Genomic DNA, 21,321 nt, shown 5'->3' with positions numbered 1-21,321 from the left:
ACAAAGGGGGCCGGAATGGATTATGAAACGATCAGCGCCGAAGCATTCGGTGCTTCGCTAACCGGCATGGGCTTGAATCTGTTGGTGCGCGATGTCCGCGTCGAAGTGACCTTTCTGACTAAGGTTTTCGGTATGGAGGCGTTTCAACCGACGCAGGATTTTGCGATCATGCGCTATCATGATCAGGTGATGCAGTTGCACAGTGACGGTACCTACCATTCCAATCCCTTGTTGGGTCTGTTGCCGGAAGCGGGCGCGCGCGGAGCCGGAGCTGAAATTCGTTTGTATCAGACCGATCCCGATGACGCAGCCGCCCGTGCGGAAGCCATCGGAGCCCATATCCTGCAACCCCCGACTGACAAACCTCATGGCCTGCGCGAGGTTTATATTCTTTGCGATAACGGCTACGCTTGGGTCGCGTCACGCCCGCTTTGATCGTGCGCCATTTCCTCCAGCAGCCAGTTTTCAAAGATCTTTGCGCCCGGTATGTCGGCGATATGCGGCGCAGTGACCAAATAATAGGCCTCATTCATTTTCGCACGATGATCGAAGAGACGTTGTAATCGGCCGGTTTCGATCAGCTGACCCGCGATCGTATCATGTGCCATGCATAACCCCGCGCCTGCCACGGCAGCAGAGAGGGCAACGGCATATGTCGTGGCGTAGGTCACGTTCAAACCTGACCAATCAAGGCCCTGTTCCTCACCCCATGCGGCCCAGCTTGCCATCAGGTTGGCACAATCGAAAAGGGTCTCACCCGGCACATCCTCAATCGTTCCTGACCAGCCCGGTGCGGCAACGGGATAGGAATAATCCTGCACAAGCTTTCGGGCCCGTACCCCTTCGGAAGGATGCACCGAATACCTGATTTCAACATCGGCACCGGGGGCGATCCCTTCAGCCTGCTCCCACAATTCGGCGATGATGTTCAGCCTTACATTGGGGTGGCGGGCATAAAACCGCCCCAGTCGAGGCGCTAACCAGAAGGTGCCAAAGCTCATGTTGGAATGCACTTGCACTACGGTTTCGTTGCCCCCAGTCACGGCCAGTGTGCCGCGTGACAGGGTGCGAAAGGCATCGCGTACGATTGGCAGATAGCTTGAACCTGTTTCAGTCAGTTCCAACGCCCGCGCACGACGATGAAACAATGCGCGGCCCATATGTCCTTCAAGCGACTTTATCTGCTGGCTGACCGCGCTTTGGGTCATGTTCAACTCGCCCGCCGCAGCGGTGAATGACAGGTGACGCGCCGAAGCCTCAAAGGCACGCAACCAGTTCAACGGAGGCAGGGATTTGCGCATGGCATAATTTGTCCATTAGTTTGACTTATAGCATGCCTATGTTTTTTTCGTTGGTAAAGGGGGCGGTGAAGAGGCACCATTCGGGTCAAGAAAAACAGGGAGCATTCACCATGTCCGTCACCGAACTTCGCCCGAATATCGACCATTGGCAGGAGCGTGTTGATCTGGCAGCCGCTTTTCGCTGGACTGAACGGCTGAACATGCACGAGGCTGTCGCCAATCATTTTTCACTGGCGGTGAACGAGGATGGCACGCAATTTCTGATGAACCCGAACCAGGTGCATTTCAGCCGGATCAAAGCCTCGGACCTGTTGTTTCTGGATGCCAATGATCCCGAAACGCTGGAAGGCCCCAATGCGCCTGATCCCACGGCCTGGGGCCTGCACGGTGCGCTCCACCGGATGTGCCCGCATGCCCGCTGTGCGCTGCACGTGCATTCGATCTATGCGACGGTACTGGCCTCGCTTGCCGACAGCACCCTGCCGCCGATCGACCAGAACACCGCGACCTTCTTCAATCGCGTCGCGGTGGATGACCACTTCGGCGGGCTGGCGTTTGAGGAAGAGGCCGAGCGTTGCTGCTCCAACCTCAGCGATCCGTCGAAAACCGTGTTGGTCATGGGCAATCACGGCATCATGGTCATTGGTAAGACCGTCGCCGAAACCTTCAACCGGATGTATTACTTCGAACGCGCCTGCGAGACCTATATCAAGGCGCTCTGGACCGGACAGCCGCTGCGGCTGATCCCAGATGACATTGCTGAAAAGACCGCCAGTGAGATTGAAAACTACCCCGGCCAGGCTGAGCAACATCTGAGTGAACTCAAGGCGATCCTCGATGACGAAGGGTCAGCCTACGCGTCCTGAGATTTCCAATGCGTTGAATTTGGAGAGAAATAATGTCTGACAGCTCAGGCAATCAATCCCGCGAATGGAACTACCATCCCGACCTGCCGCTTCAGGATCCGTCGATTTTCAAATGGCCACCCAGCCCGGGATTCCTGGCGCGATGGTTTGCCCGCAACTGGCTGACCTTAAGCGAACGGGTGATTATGGTGATCCTTGCCGTGATCGCGTGGCTGACCCTCTACCCCTCGCTGGAAACTGCGCAAAGCTTTGCTTTTGGATGGATTTTTCAGACATGGGCCGTGAACATGGCGCTGATGATTGTGATCGCTGGCGCGCTGCACTGGTATTTCTACATCCATAAAGGCCAGGGGCAGGAACTGAAATTCGACCGCCGGGATCAGGCCAAGGGCAACCGGTTATGGAATTTCGCGAACCAGGTGCATGACAATATGTTCTGGTCGCTCGGCTCGGGCGTGGCACAGCTTACGGCGTTTCAGGTAGTGACCATGTGGTTGATGGCAAACGATTATGTGCCGGTGATGACCCTCACCTCGAATCCAGTCTGGTTCGTGCTGGCGCTGATCCTGCTGCCGATATGGTCGGCGTTCCATTTCTATTGGGTGCACCGCCTGCTGCATGTGCCGTTTCTCTACAAAAAGGTGCACTCGCTGCATCACCGCAACGTCAATATCGGGCCGTGGTCCGGCTTTTCAATGCACCCCGTAGAACACCTGTTTTACCTGTCGTCACTTTGCATCCATTGGGTTGTGATATCGCATCCGGTCCACCTGATTTTTCACGTTATTTACCTTGGTCCAGGGGCGGCGATGACCCATACGGGTTACGAGGATCTGCTGATCAAGGATAAGCGCAGGCTGGCTTTGGGGACGTTCTATCATCAGCTGCATCATCGCTATTACGAATGCAACTACGGCAATCAGGAGATGCCCTGTGACCGGTGGTTTGGGACGTTCCACAACGGGAGCGAAGAGGCGACAGCCACCACGCGAGCCCGTAAAAAGAAGATGCATGCCTGAGGTTTTCGGCGCCTTTTCAATTGCTTGCCAGCTTTCTCTTGCCAATGGCGCATGGCCCACGCATTAAGGGGCTATGAGCAAGACACTGATTTCTTTTGGACACGGATATTCGGCGCAGGCGCTGGCGAAAATTCTGGTGCCGCAGGGTTGGACGATCTACGGAACGACCAGAAGTGAAAGCAAATTCAATGCATTGAAAGATACGGGCATCATTCCGGTGATGTGGCCTGATGGCGATCTGGATGCGGCGTTTGACAGGGCAACCCATGTGCTGGTTTCGGCCGGGCCGCGCGAGGCGGGTGATCCGATCTACAACAAATATAGTCATAAAATCAAAGGGGTAGCCGGGCGACTCGAATGGTTTGGCTATCTGTCGACCACCGGGGTTTATGGCAATCACAACGGGGAATGGACGGGGGAAGATGCCGAATTGAGACCATCGACCGAGCGCGGCAAGATGCGTAAGGACGCCGAGGAAAGGTGGCAGGCGGTTTCGTCTTTGCCGGTACATGTGTTTCGTCTGGCGGGGATTTACGGGCCCGGACGCGGCCCCTTTGAAAAAGTGAGGCAAGGCACCGCGCGTCGTATTATAAAGAAAAATCAAATATTTAGCCGAATACATGTTGACGATATCGCGCGGGTTTTGGCGGCGTCGATAGCGCAACCCAATCCGGGTCGGGCGTATAATGTCTGTGATGACGAACCAGCACCGCCGCAGGATGTGATCGGCCACGCGGCGGAGTTGCTGGGTGTACCCCTGCCGCCGGAAATCCCGTTTGAAGAGGCCGAGATGAGCCCGATGGCGCGTAGTTTCTATTCGGAATCAAAACGGATCAGCAATGCGCGGATCAAGTCTGAACTGGGTGTGACGCTGCGCTATCCCAATTACCGCGATGGTTTGCGCGCGCTGTTGCAGGAAGAGGCCGGCTAAAACGTACATTACGTACGACCCGTACGCCTGTTTCGTACGTATATCGGGACCTTTTCGGAAACCAGCGTACGGGCCGTACGTTTTGGCCGGAATAGAGACTATTTCAACAGCAGGCCGCCATCGACGACCAAGTCAATTCCGGTGATATAGGATGCCCCGTCCGAAAGCAGAAAGACCGCCGCCGCGGCCAATTCCTCGGGCGTTCCGATCCGGCCCATCGGCACCCATGATCCGGCCTCGGTCAATTTTTCGTCGGTGTCCCAACGCGCCTGTAACGGGGTCTGGGTAAGCCCCGGATAAATCGCGTTCGACCGAATGTTGTCCGCGGCCAGTTGCATGGCGAGCGAGCGCGACAGCGCACCCACCCCGGCCTTGGCGGTGGAATAGGCATCCTGCGGCAGCGGGTCGCCGCGCAGACATTGGGTGGAGGAGAAATGCACCATCGCGCCATGACCCAGGCGACGCATATGCGGCACGGCCGCACGGGCGGTGTGGACCATCGACTTGAGATTGGTTTCAAAGACCTGATCCCAGACTGCAAGATCCATATCGAGCAGAGAAGTATCATCGCCAAAGCGCAGCACGCCCGCGACATTGGCCAGATAATCGACGCGTCCAAAACGTTCGGCGCCCGCGTTGATCGTGCTGGTCACGAAATCTGCATCCGTCAGGTCGCCCCGGGCAAAGAGCCGTTGGTCGGGCGCGCCGGCAAGATCGGCCGGTTCGGGTTTGAGGTCGACCAGAATGGTCGATCCACCGGCCCCAAGAATGAGATTGGCAATCGCTAGTCCCATGCCGCCGCCCGCGCCGGTGATGATGGCGACCTTGCCCGAGAAATCATAGGTGATCATCAATGGTCCTTTCTGTCGGTCTTGGGAAAGGAGCATACCGAGGTGCGGGGAGATGCAAAGGCCCGTCGTGACCGCGCCGGACAAATTGACAAGATCAGGCAAACTGCCCGTGTTAGAGCCGATTTTGAGTGTAATTTCAGCTCGCGATCGCGCCGGTGCCGATGCCGGTGTGGATGCGGTAGCCCGGCGCATAGGTCAGGCGCACGGTGGTGATCGTCTGATCATGGTCCCAGGTGATCCGGTCGATCACGAAAACCGGTGTGCCCTCGGCTGTGTTCAGCAATTGCGCTTCCTGCGCGGTCGCAGGTTCTGCAGCAAAGCTGATATCGCCGTTGGTGTAGGGCGCGGTGGTGACAAGCCATTCATTGGCGCTGATCTGATCAAAGGGTTGCTCAGCAGCGTCAGGAACGGTGGTGAGGTTGATCCAGCGATCTTCGATCACATAGGGACTGTCATTCGCATGGTGCACCGCCGTGACATGCAACCCTGGTCCGGTAGCGCCAAGCGGGGCCGGCGATGTTGCGATATCGCGGGTGATCAGGCGGTAGGCATATGTCATGCCACGATCCTCGATCTCTTGCCGGATCACCGGGATCGTGACGGTGGCCTTACCGACCGGATGCAGCGCGACGCGGGTGCCAGCCTTGCGGCGACGCTCCAGCAGGCCGGCATCGGCTAGCGATTGCAGCGCGCGGTTGACGGTGGCGCGGGCACAGCCGAATTCCTGTGCCAGATCGACCTCGTTCGGGATGGTATGGCCGGGGGGCCAGTTGCGGGCATGGATGCGGCGCAGAACCTCGGCCTGAATGGCTTGCCAGTTTCTGAACTGCGCCTCGCTCATAGCGCATCCCTGAGTGGTTGCATCGCGCGTGTATAGGCGGTGGTGATCTGGTCGCGTGCGTGGTGCCGCCCGTCCTGAACCAGGTGGCGCCCCGCAGACCAGACATCGCGCACCATCCGGTCATCCCCGGCAAAGATCCAACAATCCAGAAGCTTGTCGCCGGTTTGCCCGGTCAGGTCGATATGGCTGTCATCCAGCGCCATCAGATCGGCCAGTTGCCCCACAGCAATATGGCCCGAGTTGCGCCCGGCGGTCTGGGCACCACCCGCACAGACGGCGTTGAAGAGACGGCGGCCGGTGCTGTGTTCGGGCGTGGCCAAGGCGGCGCGGGACCGGTCGCGCAGGCGCTGGGAATAGTCGAGCGTGCGCAGCTCTTCGCTGAGCGAAATGCGGATATTCGAATCCGATCCAATGGCAATCTTGCCGTGATGATCCAGCCAGCGCACGCCATCAAAAATTCCGTCACCGAGGCTTGATTCGGTGATGGGGCACAGACCCGCCACCGCCCCGGTCTGCGCCAGTGCGATGGTTTCGTGATGCTCCATCTGGGTGCAGTGGATCAGGCACCATTGATCGTTGACATGGGCATTATCGAGCAGCCATTCGACCGGGCGCTGGCCATAGGCGGCGCTGATCTCCTCGACCTCGGCCACCTGTTCGGCCAGATGCAGATGGACTGGGCCACCTTGCGCTAGTTGTGGCGCGTTGATCACGTCCTCGGGTGCGACGGCGCGCAAGCTGTGTGGCGCAACGCCAAGGCGGGAATCTTCGGGCAGTGCGGTCAGGGCGCGGCTGGCCTCTTCCATCAACCTGGCAAACTGCGCCGGGTCGTTACCAAAGCGGATTTGCCCTGTTGTCAGGTCGCGCTGGTCGCAACCGCCGAATTGATATTGCACTGGCAACAGCGTAAGGCCGATGCCGGTTTGCAGCGCGGCGGCGGTGATGCGCTGCGACATCTCGGACAGATCGTCATAAGGCGCGCCGCCGGGCTGATGGTGCAGGTAGTGGAATTCGACATTGGTGGCATAGCCTGCCTCCAGCATCTCCATCTGCACCAGCGCGGCGATGGCCTGCACCTGCTCGGGCGTCAGCAGATCAAGGAACCGGTACATCAGCCGCCGCCAGGTCCAGAAACTATCGCGCGGGTCGGGGCCTCGCGATTCGGTCAGCCCGGCCATGGCGCGCTGAAAGGCGTGGGAATGCGCATTGGCGGGTGCGGGCAGCAGGATGCCGGTGCGATGGCCTTCGGGGCGAGCATCGTGGGTGACGCTGGTGATGTGGCCGGTTTCGTCCACCTCGACCGCGACATCGCGCGCCCAGCCGGTGGGCAGCAGCGCCTGAGAGGCCCAGATCGTTGGCATGAAATCTCTCCGCTTGACAGGTTTTTATGTCTATACATAATATCAAGAACGACTCGGGTGATCAAGAAAGATAATCGGCATGCTTTTGCGGAATGCGGTGGTGGCCACGATGGCAGGTGGGCAGCCTTATGGGCTGATCCACAATGCTGCAATTGTGGTGAAACAGGGTCTGATTTCATGGGTTGGACCCGAGGTTGATCTGCCCCCGGAACATCACGGTTTGGGCGAGGATCTGGGCGGGCGACTGGTGACACCCGGTTTGATTGACTGTCACACCCATATCGTCTTTGGCGGCAACCGCGCGGCAGAATTCGAAATGCGTCTGAACGGTGCCAGCTACGAGGAAGTGGCGCGTGCGGGCGGCGGCATCGTGTCGACCGTGACCGCCACGCGTGAAACCTCCGAAGCTGACCTGCTGGCCGATGCATTGACCCGGGTGGACGCGATGCTGGCCGAAGGGGTCAGCGTGATCGAGGTGAAATCCGGCTATGGGCTGGATCGCGACACCGAGTTGAAAATGCTGCGCGTCGCACGGGCGATCGGCAGGGCGCGCCCGGTGCGTGTGGTGACATCCTTTCTGGGGGCCCACGCCGTGCCAGCGAATTACAAGGGCCGCGCCGACGCCTATATCGACGAAGTTTGTATCCCCGCGCTTGACGCGGCCCATGCCGAGGGGCTGGTGGATGCGGTGGACGGGTTTTGCGAAGGCATCGCCTTTGACACCGCGCAGATCAGCCGGGTTTTTGACAGGGCAAAAGCGCTGGGCCTGCCTGTCAAACTACATGCCGAACAGCTTAGCAATATCGGCGGCACCAAACTGGCGGCCGCGTATGACGCGCTATCGGCGGATCATGTGGAATATGCCGATGATGCGGATGCGAAGGCACTGGCGGCGGCTGGCAGTGTGGCCGTGCTGTTGCCCGGCGCATTCTACACGCTGCACGAAACCCAGATGCCACCTGTCGACGCGTTTCGCGAACATGGCGTGCCAATGGCGCTGGCGACGGATTGCAATCCGGGATCATCGCCGCTGGCCTCATTACTGCTGACCATGAACATGGGCTGTACCCTGTTCCGGCTAACCCCCGAGGAAGCGCTGGCAGGCGTCACTGCCCATGCTGCGAAGGCCCTGGGACTGGATGATTGCGGCGTGATTGCGCCCGGTAAACGCGCCGATCTGGCAATCTGGAACGTCTCTAACCCAGCTGAACTTGCCTATCGCATTGGTTTCAACCCGTTGGAGAGACGGATTTTCGGAGGCGTGGAATGAGCCAGATATTACAGCCTGGTGCCACAGATCTGGCGCAGCTTGAAACCATTTGGCGCAACCGGTTGTCGGCCAAATTGGATGCCTCTGTCCGCCCCGATGTAGAGGCCGCTGCCGCGCTGGTGGCGCAGGCCGCCGCTGGGGACGAGGCGGTTTATGGCGTCAATACCGGCTTTGGTAAACTGGCCAGCGTCAAGATACCGGCCTCTGATGTCGAAGCGCTGCAACGTAACCTGATCCTGTCGCATTGCTGCGGCGTGGGTGAGGCGCTGGATATTGCCACGACCCGGCTGATGATGGTTCTGAAGCTTTTGTCGCTGGGCCGGGGCGCGTCGGGTGTGGCGTGGTCCACCGTGGCGCTGATCGAGGGAATGCTGGACAAGGGCGTCACGCCGGTGGTGCCAGATCAGGGATCGGTCGGGGCGTCAGGTGATCTGGCGCCATTGGCACATATGGCGGCGGCGATGATCGGTGAGGGTGAAGCGTGGTTCGAAGGCGCGCGCCTTTCAGGGCACGAAGCGCTTAATCGGGCCGGATTAGAGCCTATTATCCTTGGCCCCAAAGAGGGTCTGGCGCTGATCAACGGCACGCAGTTTTCGACGGCCTGTGCACTGACCGGTCTGTGGGGGGCGTGGCGCAACGCGCAGGCCTGCATCGTGACGGCGGCAATGTCGACCGATGCAATCATGGGGTCCACCGCGCCGCTGGTGGATGAGATCCACACCTTGCGCGGGCATCATGGGCAAATTGCTGCTGCACGATTGCAGCGCGAGTTGATGGAAGGCTCGGAGATTCGCGAAAGCCACCGTGAGGGCGACACCCGCGTGCAGGATCCCTATTGCATCCGCTGTCAGGCGCAGGTCAGCGGGGCCGCAATTGACCTTTTGCGTCGCGCCGGTGAGGTGCTGGAGGTTGAGGCGAACGCTGTCACCGATAATCCGCTTGTTCTGGTGAAAGAGGGTCGAATTGTCAGTGGTGGCAACTTCCACGCTGAACCCGTGGGCTTTGCCGCCGACCAGATCGCGCTGGCCATTGCCGAGATCGGTGCCATTGCCCAGCGGCGGGTGGCGTTGATGGTCGATCCGACACTCAGTTTCGATCTGCCGCCCTTTCTGACGCCTGAACCGGGGCTGAATTCGGGCCTGATGATTGCCGAGGTGACCACGGCTGCGTTGATGAGCGAAAACAAGCATCTGGCCAATCCCTGCACCACCGACAGCACGCCCACCTCTGCCAATCAGGAGGATCACGTCAGCATGGCCGCCCATGCGGCGCGGCGGCTGCGGCGGATGAACGCCAATCTGGCCACCATTCTGGGGGTCGAGGCGATCTGTGGCGCGCAGGGTATCGGCTTTCGCGCGCCGCTGAAAACCAGCCCGCCCCTACAGGCGGCGTTGCTGCGTCTGCGCCAGGATATCCCGGCGCTGGAAGCCGACCGTTACCTGGCCCCCGACCTGCAATCCGCCGCCGACCTGATCAGTTCAGGCGCGCTGGCCGAGGCCGCTGGCCTGAACATGACCCTTTAGATGGGAGAGACCCCAAGATGACCAATCCCCGCCACAACACCCGCGACGTTTATCCCGATACCGGCCCCGAGATCAGCGCAAAAAGCTGGCTGACCGAGGCGCCGATGCGGATGCTGATGAACAATCTGCACCCGGATGTGGCGGAAAACCCGCATGAGCTGGTGGTCTATGGTGGGATCGGGCGCGCGGCGCGGACATGGAATGATTTCGACACTATTGTTGCCCAACTCAAGGATCTGGAAGAGGATCAAACGCTGCTGGTTCAGTCCGGCAAGCCCGTCGGCGTGTTCCGCACTCACAAGGACGCCCCCCGGGTTCTGATCGCCAACAGCAACCTAGTGCCGCATTGGGCCAATTGGGATCATTTCAGCGAGCTCGATAAAAAGGGTCTGGCAATGTATGGCCAGATGACCGCCGGGTCGTGGATCTATATCGGCAGCCAGGGCATCGTGCAGGGCACCTATGAAACCTTTGTCGAAGCCGGGCGGCAGCATTTTGGTGGCGACCTGACGGGCAAGTGGATACTGACCGGCGGGTTGGGCGGCATGGGCGGCGCACAGCCGTTGGCGGCGGTGATGGCCGGTGCCTGCTGCCTGGCGGTGGAATGCGACGAGACCCGTGCCGATTTCCGCCTGCGCACGCGGTATGTGGATGAAAAGACCCATAGCCTTGAAGAAGCGCTGGAGATGATCGATGGCTGGACCAAGGCCGGAGAAGCGAAATCCGTGGCGCTTATTGGCAATGCGGCGGATATGTTTCCGCGGCTGGTCGAGATCATGCAGAATGGCGGGATCAAACCCGATATCGTGACGGATCAGACCAGTGCCCATGACCCGGTGCATGGCTACCTGCCGCAGGGCTGGGGCGTGGCCGAATGGCGCGCCAAACAAGAAAGTGATCCGAAAGCGGTAGAAAAGGCCGCGCGCGCCAGCATGAAGGTGCATGTGGCGGCGATGGTCGATTTCTGGAACGCCGGAGTGCCGACACTGGATTATGGCAACAATATTCGGCAAGTTGCGCTGGAAGAGGGTCTGGAAAACGCCTTTGCCTTCCCCGGTTTCGTGCCCGCCTATATCCGTCCGCTGTTCTGCCGGGGCATCGGACCGTTCCGTTGGTGCGCGCTTAGCGGTGATCCGGAAGATATCTACAAGACCGACGCCAAGGTGAAAGAACTGGTCGATGATCCGCACCTGCATAACTGGCTGGACATGGCGCGCGAGCGCATCAGCTTTCAGGGGCTGCCGGCGCGGATCTGCTGGGTCGGGCTGGGGGTGCGGCACAAGCTGGGGCTTGCCTTCAATGAAATGGTCCGCAATGGCGAGTTGTCCGCACCGGTGGTGATCGGGCGCGATCATCTGGATTCAGGCTCTGTTGCGTCGCCAAACCGTGAAACCGAGGCGATGAAGGATGGCAGCGACGCGGTATCTGACTGGCCGCTCTTGAATGCGCTTTTGAATACCGCCAGCGGCGCGACATGGGTCAGCCTGCATCACGGTGGCGGCGTCGGCATGGGGTTCAGCCAGCATTCGGGCATGGTGATTTGTTGCGACGGGACCGAAGATGCCGACCGCCGGATCGCCAATGTTTTGTGGAACGATCCCGCGACGGGCGTGATGCGTCATGCGGATGCGGGTTATGAGATTGCCATCGAGTGCGCGAAGGAAAACGGGTTGAACCTGCCCGGCATTCTGGGGTGAGCCTTGAGCGGTTCATAGACGCGCAGGCGCGTATCTGGCCCGTCCCGCTGGAGGAAATCCGGGCGGAACGGAAGGCGACGCACTGGATGTGGTTCGTGTTTCCGCAGATTGCAGGTCTTGGTCGTTCGTCCACCGCGCAGCTATACGGCATTGTCGATCTGAAAGAGGCACAGGATTATCTGGCGCATGAGGTGCTGGGTCCACGGCTTATCAAGATCAGTGAGGCGGTCCTTGCCCATAAAGATGCCGCGCCCGAAGCCATTCTAGGGCCCGTCGATGCGTTGAAATTACGCTCGTCGATGACATTGTTTCAGGTGGCCGGGGGCGGGCTGGTCTTTGGCCAAGTGTTGGCTGCTTTCTACGCAGGTGAAAATTGTCCGAAGACACTCGAAATGCTTAGGGACGCCCCGGCATGAACAACACAACCCAAAATGGAAATAGCGGGCAAAATATGGTAATCTGTCCAGCATTGATTACCCGGATTTTTGCTATTTCTGATTTTGGAGACCACCATGAGGCTCATTCTTTCTGTCTTTCTGATGCTGTTTCCCCAGCTTTCGCCTGCGCAGACCAGCGCCCAGTATTTTTGCAACGGACAATTCGCCGGTACGCCGCTTCAGGGTCAGGTACTGGTGCAATACCTGACCTATTCCCAGACCTACGGCTATTACGGTACGCTCTACGATGCGGGGGGCACCCGCTATGATTTCGAGGTTATCTCGAACCAGAATGGCGGTGTCGGCGGGGCCTGGGTCAATGGTGCGCGGCATCGCGGATCGAAGATCGAAATGCGCTACCAGGGCAATAACATGTCCATCGTCAACCTGGACACGGGCCAGCAAGGGACATTCGTCTGCAACTAGGGGCCAGATTGCCGCCGCTAATCTAGGGACAAGTCGCAAAACGGCACCGGGCATCGAACCCGGTGAGATCGTCCGCGTGGCTGAGGGGAGGCCACCGGCGCGTGACAAAACAATTCCGCCATCTGACAGGCTGTGCTTAACATTCGGGAACGGGGTTTCCGGATGAGGCGAAAGCGTGTCCGCATGAGCAATCAACAAAAAAGCCATTAACAAGGAGGAAGACACTATGAAAAGACGCGAATTTATCCGGGCAGGGGCCGTTGGATCGGCTGCCGCGGCGCTGGCAACCCCGGCAATTGCGCAGGACATACGGCAATGGTCGATGGTCACCGCATGGCCAAAAAACCTGCCCGGGCCCGGCGTTGCGGCGCAAACGCTGGCCGACCGGATTACAACGCTGTCGGGAGGCCGGATCGAGGTTACGCTGCACGCCGCCGGCGAGATCGTACCCGGGCGCGGCGTCTTTGACGCGGTGTCGGAAGGCACGGCGCATCTTTATCACGCGGTGCCCGCCTATTGGGGGTCGAAATCCAAGGGCATCCTGCTTTTTGGGTCGCAACCCTTTGGCCTGCGCGCCGATGAACAGGTCGGCTGGATGGTGCATGGCGGCGGTCAGGCGCTTTATGACGAAATGTATGGCCGGTTTGGCATCAAGCCGTTTCTCTGCGGCAATTCCGGGCCGCAATGGTTTGGCTGGTTCCGCAACGAAATCAACTCGGTTGATGACCTGAAGGGCGTGAAGTACCGCACCACCGGGCTGGCCAGCGAGATGTGCGCCGAGATCGGCATGGCGGTGCAGGCGATGTCCGGACCGGCCATGTTCCAGGCGCTGCAATCGGGGGCGCTGGATGCGGGCGAATTCATCGGTCCGTGGACCGATAGCGCCCTTGGCTATCACCAGATCGCCAAGAATTACTACTGGCCCGGCATTGGCGAGCCGAGCTCTGCCGAGGAATGCGGGGTCAATCTGGCGGCATACGAAGAGCTGCCCGATGATCTGAAACTGGTGGTGAGTACGGCCTGTTCCAGCCTCTATAACGATGTCTGGACCGAGTATGAGACCAAGCATGCGCTGGCCTTGCAAAAGCTGGTGAATGACGAAGGCGTCACGCCCCGCAAGCTGCCGGATGAGGTGGTGATGGCGATGGGCGAAGCCGCCAAGACGGTGATCGACAGCCTGCGCGGGGACAAGGATGAACTGGTCGGCCGTATCGCCGAAAGCTTTGTCGCCTACCGCGATTCCGTCGGCGCCTACATGGTCTATGCCGATAACGGCCAGATGAACGCCCGCGCGATGGTGCTGGGGTATTAAGACAGGAGATGCCCGGCGCTAACATTTCGCGCCGGGTTATTTTGGGGAAGATGACCTTGAAAATAACCGTAGGGTGGGTGAAACCCATGCTTTCGCCAACATTGGCGAGATCGCGTGCCTGGGTTTCACCCACCCTACACGCAACCCAGCCAGCCAGTGCGGGAATGATGGCCAGAACAGGAATGCGGGAATGAACAAGCTCGCCAACCACCTGAACAGCATCAACCGCGGCGTTGGCCGCATCATCCGCTGGCTGGCGCTGATCATGGTGCTGGTGCAGTTCATCGTCGTCGTGCTGCGCTATGTCTATGGCTTCAGTTCGATCGCGCTGAATGAAAGCGTGCTTTATATGCACGCCGCGCTATTCATGCTGGGCGCGGGCTATACCCTGCTGGTCGATGAACATGTGCGCGTCGATATCTTTCAGGCCAAAGCCTCGGACGCGGGCAAGGCGCGGATTGATGTCTTTGGCCACGTGATCCTGCTGATCCCGTCGATGCTGGCGCTGCTCTACTGGTCCTGGCCGTCGGTTCGCAACGCCTGGGCAATCTTCGAGGGGCCATTGTCAGTTGGTGGTATCCCGGCGGTCTTCCTGCTGAAATCACTTATCCCCGCCTTCTGCGTGCTGCTGATCGTCCAATCGCTGGCCTGCCTGCTGGCGAAACTGGCCGTACTGGCAGGGAACACCCGCGCATGATCCTCGAATATCTCGATCTGATCATGTTTGCCGCCCTCATGGGGGCGATCCTGCTGGGCTTTCCGGTGTCTTTCGCGATTTCGGGCGTGGCCATCGGCTTTGCCTACCTAGGCTGGGTCACCGGCGTGATGAACATCAATCTGCTGGGGGCGTTGGGCCAACGGGTCTTTGGGGTGATCACCAATGACGTGCTGATCGCCATCCCGCTTTTCGTGATCATGGGCGTGGTGCTGGAACGCTCGAAAATCGCCGAGGATCTGCTCGATACGATGGGGCGGCTGTTTGGCCAGCTGCGCGGCGGGCTTGGCATTTCGGTCATTCTGGTGGGCGCGCTGCTCGCCGCCTCGACCGGGATCGTGGGGGCCACGGTGATCGCGATGGGGCTGATCGCGCTGCCGACGATGCTGCGCACCGGCTATGATCCGCGCCTCGCATCGGGGCTGGTGTGCACGGCGGGCACGCTGGGGCAGATCATCCCGCCCTCGACCCTGCTGATCATTCTCAGCGACGTGATGTCCAGTGCCTATCAGCAGGCGCAATATGAACAGGGCAAGTTTTCGGTTGAAACCATTTCCGTCGGCCAGATTTTCGCCGGTGCGCTGATACCCGGCCTGACGCTGGTTGCGATCTATATCCTCTACGTGCTGGGGCGCGGAATGATCCGACCACAGGACATGCCGCCCGCCCCCACGCCCGAAGGCCGCCCCGCCCTTGCCGAGGTGGCCGGGGCCGTTGCCCCGCCGGTGATGCTGATCATCGCCGTGTTGGGCGCCATTCTGGGCGGCATCGCCACCCCGACCGAGGCCGCCGCCGTGGGTGCGATCGGCGCGGTGCTGATGGCGGGTGCGCGGCAAGGCGTCAGCAAAAGGCTGATCCTGTCGGGTGTGGCCTGCCTGCTGGTTCTGGCTATCGCCGCAGGTGTCGCCCCGGTGCGGCTGCAGCGCAGCGACGCGGGCATGGGCAGTTATATGCTGGCGGCGCTCTACAGCGTGATGTTGCTGGTGGGCATGGCGGCGGTGCTCGCCTCGCTCAGGCGGCTGCACGCGCGCGAGGTGCTGGCAGGCGCGGTCACCACGACGATGACCGTCACCGCGATGATTTTTGCCACGATCCTGATGGCAAGCGTGTTCTCCCTGGTCTTTGTCGGCCTAGGTGGCGACGTGCGGGTGCAGGCGGTGCTGGAGGCGATGCCGGGCGGGGCCACGGGTGCGCTCATTTTCGCGATGGCGATGATCTTTGTTCTCGGTTTCTTTCTCGATTTCGTCGAGATCACGGTGATCGTGCTGCCGCTTGTCGCGCCGGTGCTGATCCTGATGGGTCATGATCCGGTCTGGCTGGCGATCCTGATCGCGATCAACCTGCAAACCTCGTTCCTGACCCCGCCTTTCGGGTTCTCCCTGTTCTATCTGCGCGGTGCCGCCCCGCCCGAGATCACCACCGGCCAGATCTATGCCGGGGTCGCACCGTTCATCCTGCTGCAGATCGTGGGGATCGGGGTGATCTGGCTGATCCCCGGTCTGGCAACATGGTTGCCCGCGCTGGTTTTCTGAACATTACGGGGTAAGGTTCCCGGGCACACCGGTGGGAGGCCGCGCTGATGACCCTCAAGATAAAATTCCTGATCTTTGCCGTCTTTACCGCGGGGATAGTCGTGGGCCTGATGAGCAGCGCAACGATCATCCCCCGGGCGCAGGCCAAAGCATTGGTCGATTGTCGGCAACATTACCCCAATATCCCTGGCCGGGTTCTGCTGGAGGATGACAAGATGGTGGTCCAGCGGTTCACCTTTCCGCCCGGCCAGTGGGAAGGCGTGCACGCCCACCCGCCCCATCAGCTTTATATCATGCTGACCGGCACCAACTGGACCGTGCGCTATGGCGACAATGTCTCATCTGGGTATTCACCCGCCGGATCGGTGGGATTCTACGGCCCGGTTGACCTGTCGGAAGACCACGAATCGGTCAATTCAGGCGACATCCCCGCTGACCTGATCTGGGTGACGTTGAAAGACGGCTGCCTGAGCTGACCGCCACCGCCCGCCTGCGGCAGAAAACGGCTGCACGCCTGAAATCCCCTTGCGAAGCCGCGGATTCTGGCGCTTCATGGCCGGAAATTCGAGGGGTGTGGTCATGATTAGAAATCTTTGCATTGTCGCGCTGCTGGCGCTTATGGCGGCCTGTTCCTCCACCCCCGACCGCTCCACCAAGGAGCCACCACTTTATCCCAATGAAACGCCCGAACTGCGCCTGCTGATCAACGAATACGCCGATCTTTATGAGGTGCCGCGCCCATTGGTGCACAAGGTCATTCAGCGCGAAAGCGATTACCGGCCCCGGGCGCGCAACGGTCCCTATTACGGGATGATGCAGATCCTGCCTGAAACTGCCGGGATCATGGGTTTTCGCGGCAGGCCAAATGACTTGCTGGATGCCGAAACCAACCTGCGATGGGCGGTCAAATACCTGCGCGGCGCCTGGCTGGTGTCGGACGGAAACATGGATCGGGCCGTGATGTGGTATGCGCGCGGCTATTACTACGAGGCGCGCAACCGCTGCCTTCTGGTCGAAACCGGGTTGCTGAATCGCGAAATCGCCAAGAAGTGCCGATAGGGCACAGCCCGTATCAAACCTTTGCGTCGGCTGGGTGCACCCAGGGTCCTATTGGCCCGGCGGCCGTTTACTACTCACGAATACGTGAATGGCTTCTCTGCAACTAAATCGACGATGCCCTGGTGATTTTGGACATGGCTGATCATCAATCAGAGGAGGGCACCATGCCCATTTTTTTCGATAATTCCGGATTGGACGCACCGATTACCACATTTGATGCCAGCGCGGACATGAGCGATTTCTATTTCGATCAGCGTGATGCTGCGGTTGAAGATGTTAAAAAGGACGATCTGGAGGATGTGTTCCTGTTCATCGACCCGTTTTTCAACCCACCCATCATTTCGACCACCGGACCGGAACCACAGGCGGTGTTCGATTTGCTGCGCCTCAGCCGGTGAACGGTGATCGCGGTTGAGAGATAGCCGCCACAGAAGCGACGGCGATGCCCATTAACGCTGGACCATGGTGCGATGTGGATAGGGGATTGAGATGCCCTTGGTGTCCATCGCTTCCTTGATCTGCTGGGTCAGAGTGAATTTCAGATCCCAGTATTCAGCATTGTCACACCACAGGCGCGCGGTTAGATCGACACTGCTTTCGCCCAGATTGGTGACACGGACCCAAGGCTCGGGGTCTTTGTGAATGCGCGGCTCGTTCGTGGCGATACCGGCAATCAGCTCTTTCACGGTGTTGGCGTCATCTTCGTAGTCGATGCCAAAGGTCAGATCCAGACGGCGGGTCTTGTGATGTGAGTAATTGGTGATGATCTCACCCCAGGCTTTGCCATTGGGCACGATCACCTGCACGTTGTCGGGCGTCACCAGTTCCGTGAAAAACAGCGCGATCTGCTGAACCGTGCCCGACGTGCCGCCGATATCCACGTAATCGCCCTGGGCATAGGGCCGGAAGATCACTAGCATCAGACCGGCGGCCAGATCGGAAAGCGTGCCCTGCAACGCCATGCCGATGGCCAGGGTGGCGGCCCCCATGACAGCGACGAGGCTGGTTGCCTCGATCCCGAAAATGCCCAGAACGGCCATTACGACCATCAGGCGGATCACCCATTTTACCAGGTTGGCAGCAAAGTTGCCGATGGTGTTGTCGATATTTTCATTGGCGTTGACCTTGCGGCTGACCAGTCGGGCTACCATTCCGGCCACGATCCAGCCGATGATCAGCACCACCAGCGCCTTGGCGGCATCTATCAGGATCGGCCCATAGCTCAGTGCCTGCTCGATAAGGTTGTCCATCCTCTTGTCCTTTCAATCACCACCTGCGTGGCCTGTTCAGAGCACCGCTCAACAGCACCCAAGATCCACCTGTCGCACAACAAAGGCCCGGGTTGCCCCGGACCTTTGTGGCAACAGGAATTGTCGTTTTTCTTACTTCTTGGCGGCCAGCTGATCGCGGATTTCCATCAGGATATCCAGCTCGGAAGGGCCGGGTTCTTCGGCTGGGGCCTCTTCTTCTTCCGCGGCACTGGCATCCTTGGCTTTGTTCACCGCTTTGACCAGCAGGAACACGACCCAAGCGATGATAAGGAAGTTGATGATGGCCATGATGAACCGGCCATAGGCAAAGACGGCGGCACCGGCCTCTTCGGCGGCGGCCATCGAGGTATATTCACCCTCACCTAAAATTACATGCATGCCTGAAAAGTCGATCCCGCCCATGAACAGACTGATGATCGGGTTGATCAGATCGGCAACCAGCGAGCCGACGATGGCTGTGAATGCTGCGCCGATGATGATCCCCACCGCCATGTCCATGACATTGCCCTTGGCAATGAAATCCTTGAATTCTTGTATCATTATGTCCCTCACCACTTGTGTCTCACGCGGTCTGTTCGCGCCCGCGCCATTTGCGTAGCACGAAATGCGGGAAACGCGCAGACTCTTTTAATGGGAAAAACTGTCTCGTTTTCCCTCGCGGCGAGAGTTCGCCAATCACCGCAGCTCAGTCCCGGTTATCAAGCGCGGCCCGGTAGTGATCCATCCAGCACGTAACGCAGGATTTCCACCACTTGCGACGGTTCGCGTGCCACCGCCAGCGCGGCGGCGTCGACCTCTTTCAGCGGGTGGTCGTGCTCGGGGCGTTGCAGGATGATCAGCGACTTGCCAAGCGCGGCGGCATAGCCCGCATCAAAGGCGGCATTCCACTGCTTGTACTGTTCGCCAAAGCGGACAACGACCACATCGGCATCGCTGATGCCCTTGCGGGTGCGGATGGCGTTGATCATCGCGCCCTTGTGGTCGTGCCAGTATTTATCCGGCTCGTCGCCCAATATTGCCACGCCGCAATCATCCGAGGCGCCATGATCGGTGACCGGGCTTGAGAAGCTCACGTCAAGCCCGCTGGCCCCGTCGATGATCTGCTCGCGCCAATCGGTGTGAATTTCGCCGGAAAGGTAGATCTTCAAGGTCATGTCGTGGCCTCATGTTATGTCAATCAGCCCGTCATACCGTCTTGCAGCAAAAGCCGCAAAGCCTCAGATTTTTCGGGCGACCAGATAGCGGGCGGGCGGGTGTGCCGGGTGGTTGCCAGCCTCGATGATCTTGAACCCCGCGTCTGAGACTTTTGCATCCCAGTCGGACACGTCCATGAAATTCACATAAGGCGCTTTGCCTGCCAGTTGGGCAAGCGGCAGCGCAAGTCGCAAAAGGTTGTATCCCAGCGGCGCGCGGCGTGTCGGATTGCACGGCGTTTTCGAGATGAAGAGGCCACCGGGTTTCAAGCGCTGATAGACTTGGGCCAGTGCGGCACTGGTATCGCGCAGCAGATGGATCAGGTTAAAGGTCATGACCACATCGAACGGGCCTTCGGGCGCGCCGGCGATATCGCTGCGCTGGAATGTGACATTGGCGGTATCCGCTATTTTGTTGCGGCCCACATCCAGCATGGCATCCGACAGATCGGTCGCAGTCAGATGTGCCACGGCATCGGCCAGATGCAGCGCCGTGCCGCCGGTGCCACAACCCAGTTCCAGCACCGTGTCGCTGGCTTTCAGATAGGATTTTGTGCGGGCCAGCGTGTATTCGTAAGCGGCGATATCCTTGATTGGCGATTTCGCATATTGCGGCGCGATTCCATCCCAGAATTTCATGACATCTTGCATTGGCTCTCTCCTTTGAGATGGCAAATATACATGCGCAAACCAAATATAAATTGCCGAAATTCGCAGGTTGCTTATACATATTTGCATGAAATATGGGCCAAATACCTTTGACTGGAACCACATGCGGGCGTTTCTGACCACCGCTGAGGAAGGATCGCTTTCGGCTGCGGCGCGTGTTCTGGGGCTGACCCAACCCACGCTCAGCCGACAGGTCGCGGCGTTGGAGGACGAACTGGGTATCCTGTTATTCGAGCGTATCGGCCGCACGCTGTCGCTGACCACCGCGGGCATGGAATTGCTGGACCATAGCCGCGTCATGGGGGAGGCCGCAAACCGCGTTGCGCTGGCTGCGACGGGTCAGGCGCAAACTATCGAGGGGCGCGTGCGGATCACCGCCAGCGATGTCTATTCCGCCCATGTATTGCCGCCGGTCTTGCGCCAGCTCAGACACCAGGCACCCAAGCTTGAGATCGACGTGGTTGCCGCCAATGATATCCGTGACCTGATGCGACGCGAGGCCGATATTGCCATTCGCCATGTCCGGCCCGACCAACCCGACCTGATTGCCCGTCTGGTGGACGAAGCAACAGCGCATTTCTATGCCGCGACCGACTATCTGGACCGGCGCGGCAGACCCCGGACGCTGGCGGATACGGCCGGGCATGATTTCATCAGCTTTGGCGATGTGGACGAGATGCTGGCGCATTACCTGCCACTGGGCCTGCCGCTGAGCCATGAGAATTTCCGCATCGGTAGCCAAAGCGGCGTGGTCGCCTGGGAGTTCACCCGCCAGGGCTTTGGCATCACCGCCATGGACGATCAGGTGGCCGAGGCGACGCCGGGGGTCGAACGCGTGCTGCCCGACATGGACGCGCTACATTTTCCTGTCTGGCTGACCACGCATCGCGAATTGCACACCAGCCGCCGCATCCGACTGGTATTTGATCTGCTGGCGGACTTTCTTACGCGCAACGATTAGAGGCGTTGCCCCGACTAGAGATTGACGCGCCGCGCACCAATGGTATCCAAGATCGCAAAGTCGGGTTGATAACACGGGCCACAGGG

Annotated in this window: 24 protein-coding genes; 16 read left to right on the top strand and 8 right to left on the bottom strand. The window is 59.6% G+C overall.

Features of this window, described 5'->3' with window-relative positions; all coding sequences use genetic code 11:
* Positions 1-15 precede the first annotated feature (15 nt).
* Positions 16-435 carry a glyoxalase gene (locus Q1B27_RS08050; protein ID WP_299846261.1) on the top strand — a complete coding sequence of 140 codons (420 nt, stop codon included), beginning with the start codon at positions 16-18 and terminating at the stop codon, positions 433-435.
* On the opposite strand, the gene Q1B27_RS08045 is transcribed toward Q1B27_RS08050, so the two are convergent.
* Positions 405-1,301 carry a LysR family transcriptional regulator gene (locus Q1B27_RS08045; protein ID WP_299846259.1) on the bottom strand — a complete coding sequence of 299 codons (897 nt, stop codon included), beginning with the start codon at positions 1,299-1,301 and terminating at the stop codon, positions 405-407. The genes Q1B27_RS08050 and Q1B27_RS08045 overlap by 31 nt on opposite strands.
* A gap of 110 nt (positions 1,302-1,411) precedes the next feature.
* Between Q1B27_RS08045 and Q1B27_RS08040 the strand changes: the two genes are divergently transcribed.
* The 3 genes from Q1B27_RS08040 (at position 1,412) to Q1B27_RS08030 (ending at position 4,117) form a co-directional block, all read left to right on the top strand.
* Entirely contained in the window at positions 1,412-2,167 is a 756-nt protein-coding gene (locus Q1B27_RS08040; protein WP_299846256.1) for a class II aldolase and adducin N-terminal domain-containing protein, read from the top strand.
* Between the two features lie 32 nt (positions 2,168-2,199).
* The gene (locus Q1B27_RS08035) at positions 2,200-3,186 is read left to right on the top strand and encodes a sterol desaturase family protein (RefSeq protein ID WP_299846255.1); all 987 of its coding nucleotides are present in this window, start codon (positions 2,200-2,202) and stop codon (positions 3,184-3,186) included.
* A 73-nt stretch (positions 3,187-3,259) separates the two neighbouring features.
* Positions 3,260-4,117, top strand: coding sequence for an SDR family oxidoreductase (locus tag Q1B27_RS08030; protein ID WP_299846253.1), 858 nt, complete (start codon positions 3,260-3,262; stop codon positions 4,115-4,117).
* A gap of 98 nt (positions 4,118-4,215) precedes the next feature.
* Here the strand turns inward: Q1B27_RS08030 and Q1B27_RS08025 are convergent, their stop codons facing one another.
* The 3 genes from Q1B27_RS08025 to Q1B27_RS08015 all read right to left on the bottom strand — a co-directional run bounded on the left by Q1B27_RS08025 (position 4,216) and on the right by Q1B27_RS08015 (position 7,170).
* Positions 4,216-4,968: an SDR family oxidoreductase gene (locus Q1B27_RS08025; RefSeq protein WP_299846251.1), complete on the bottom strand. Its 753-nt coding sequence runs from the start codon at positions 4,966-4,968 to the stop codon at positions 4,216-4,218.
* 136 nt (positions 4,969-5,104) lie between these two features.
* A complete protein-coding gene (locus Q1B27_RS08020) occupies positions 5,105-5,809 on the bottom strand; it encodes a UTRA domain-containing protein (protein ID WP_299846247.1) in 705 nt (234 codons plus the stop codon).
* Complete coding sequence (locus Q1B27_RS08015; protein ID WP_299846245.1) at positions 5,806-7,170, bottom strand: formimidoylglutamate deiminase; 1,365 nt, start codon at positions 7,168-7,170, stop codon at positions 5,806-5,808. Before Q1B27_RS08015 ends, Q1B27_RS08020 begins: the two co-directional genes overlap by 4 nt.
* Before the next feature lie 79 nt (positions 7,171-7,249).
* On the opposite strand from Q1B27_RS08015, the gene hutI reads away from it, so the two are divergent.
* The 11 genes from hutI (at position 7,250) to Q1B27_RS07960 (ending at position 17,539) form a co-directional block, all read left to right on the top strand.
* Positions 7,250-8,440 carry an imidazolonepropionase gene (gene hutI / locus Q1B27_RS08010; protein WP_299846243.1) on the top strand — a complete coding sequence of 397 codons (1,191 nt, stop codon included), beginning with the start codon at positions 7,250-7,252 and terminating at the stop codon, positions 8,438-8,440.
* Entirely contained in the window at positions 8,437-9,963 is a 1,527-nt protein-coding gene (gene hutH, locus Q1B27_RS08005; protein WP_299846241.1) for a histidine ammonia-lyase, read from the top strand. Before hutI ends, hutH begins: the two co-directional genes overlap by 4 nt.
* Before the next feature lie 17 nt (positions 9,964-9,980).
* A complete protein-coding gene (gene hutU / locus Q1B27_RS08000) occupies positions 9,981-11,660 on the top strand; it encodes a urocanate hydratase (protein ID WP_299846238.1) in 1,680 nt (559 codons plus the stop codon).
* Positions 11,657-12,076: a DUF1810 domain-containing protein gene (locus tag Q1B27_RS07995; RefSeq protein ID WP_299846236.1), complete on the top strand. Its 420-nt coding sequence runs from the start codon at positions 11,657-11,659 to the stop codon at positions 12,074-12,076. Before hutU ends, Q1B27_RS07995 begins: the two co-directional genes overlap by 4 nt.
* Before the next feature lie 96 nt (positions 12,077-12,172).
* The gene (locus Q1B27_RS07990; RefSeq protein ID WP_299846234.1) at positions 12,173-12,523 is read left to right on the top strand and encodes a hypothetical protein; all 351 of its coding nucleotides are present in this window, start codon (positions 12,173-12,175) and stop codon (positions 12,521-12,523) included.
* A gap of 226 nt (positions 12,524-12,749) precedes the next feature.
* A complete protein-coding gene (locus tag Q1B27_RS07985) occupies positions 12,750-13,835 on the top strand; it encodes a TRAP transporter substrate-binding protein (RefSeq protein WP_299846232.1) in 1,086 nt (361 codons plus the stop codon).
* A 190-nt stretch (positions 13,836-14,025) separates the two neighbouring features.
* The gene (locus tag Q1B27_RS07980) at positions 14,026-14,532 is read left to right on the top strand and encodes a TRAP transporter small permease subunit (RefSeq protein WP_299846230.1); all 507 of its coding nucleotides are present in this window, start codon (positions 14,026-14,028) and stop codon (positions 14,530-14,532) included.
* Positions 14,532-16,082, top strand: coding sequence for a TRAP transporter large permease subunit (locus Q1B27_RS07975; protein WP_299846831.1), 1,551 nt, complete (start codon positions 14,532-14,534; stop codon positions 16,080-16,082). Before Q1B27_RS07980 ends, Q1B27_RS07975 begins: the two co-directional genes overlap by 1 nt.
* A 47-nt stretch (positions 16,083-16,129) precedes the next feature.
* On the top strand, positions 16,130-16,558 hold the full coding sequence (locus Q1B27_RS07970) for a hypothetical protein (protein ID WP_299846228.1): 429 nt from the start codon (positions 16,130-16,132) through the stop codon (positions 16,556-16,558).
* A 103-nt stretch (positions 16,559-16,661) separates the two neighbouring features.
* Positions 16,662-17,141, top strand: coding sequence for a lytic transglycosylase domain-containing protein (locus tag Q1B27_RS07965; RefSeq protein WP_299846225.1), 480 nt, complete (start codon positions 16,662-16,664; stop codon positions 17,139-17,141).
* 164 nt (positions 17,142-17,305) lie between these two features.
* Positions 17,306-17,539: a hypothetical protein gene (locus Q1B27_RS07960; RefSeq protein WP_299846222.1), complete on the top strand. Its 234-nt coding sequence runs from the start codon at positions 17,306-17,308 to the stop codon at positions 17,537-17,539.
* 51 nt (positions 17,540-17,590) lie between these two features.
* Here Q1B27_RS07960 and Q1B27_RS07955 read toward each other — a convergent pair whose 3' ends face one another.
* The 4 genes from Q1B27_RS07955 to Q1B27_RS07940 all read right to left on the bottom strand — a co-directional run bounded on the left by Q1B27_RS07955 (position 17,591) and on the right by Q1B27_RS07940 (position 20,256).
* Positions 17,591-18,391, bottom strand: a complete 801-nt coding sequence (locus tag Q1B27_RS07955; protein WP_299846219.1) for a mechanosensitive ion channel domain-containing protein — start codon at positions 18,389-18,391, stop codon at positions 17,591-17,593.
* A gap of 132 nt (positions 18,392-18,523) precedes the next feature.
* Positions 18,524-18,952 (bottom strand): large conductance mechanosensitive channel protein MscL, encoded by a 429-nt coding sequence (mscL, locus tag Q1B27_RS07950; RefSeq protein WP_299846216.1) that lies wholly within the window; start codon positions 18,950-18,952, stop codon positions 18,524-18,526.
* Between the two features lie 158 nt (positions 18,953-19,110).
* Positions 19,111-19,566 (bottom strand): YtoQ family protein, encoded by a 456-nt coding sequence (locus Q1B27_RS07945; protein ID WP_299846213.1) that lies wholly within the window; start codon positions 19,564-19,566, stop codon positions 19,111-19,113.
* Positions 19,567-19,629: 63 nt separating this feature from the next.
* Positions 19,630-20,256 (bottom strand): class I SAM-dependent methyltransferase, encoded by a 627-nt coding sequence (locus Q1B27_RS07940; RefSeq protein ID WP_299846210.1) that lies wholly within the window; start codon positions 20,254-20,256, stop codon positions 19,630-19,632.
* A gap of 85 nt (positions 20,257-20,341) precedes the next feature.
* Between Q1B27_RS07940 and Q1B27_RS07935 the strand changes: the two genes are divergently transcribed.
* Entirely contained in the window at positions 20,342-21,235 is an 894-nt protein-coding gene (locus Q1B27_RS07935; protein ID WP_299846207.1) for a LysR family transcriptional regulator, read from the top strand.
* Positions 21,236-21,321 lie beyond the last annotated feature (86 nt).

The organism is uncultured Roseovarius sp. (assembly GCF_947489715.1).
In the GTDB taxonomy this organism is placed as follows: Bacteria; Pseudomonadota; Alphaproteobacteria; order Rhodobacterales; family Rhodobacteraceae; genus Roseovarius.
Note: the sequence above shows the minus strand (reverse complement) of the source record. Positions and strands in the feature narration are given on the sequence as shown.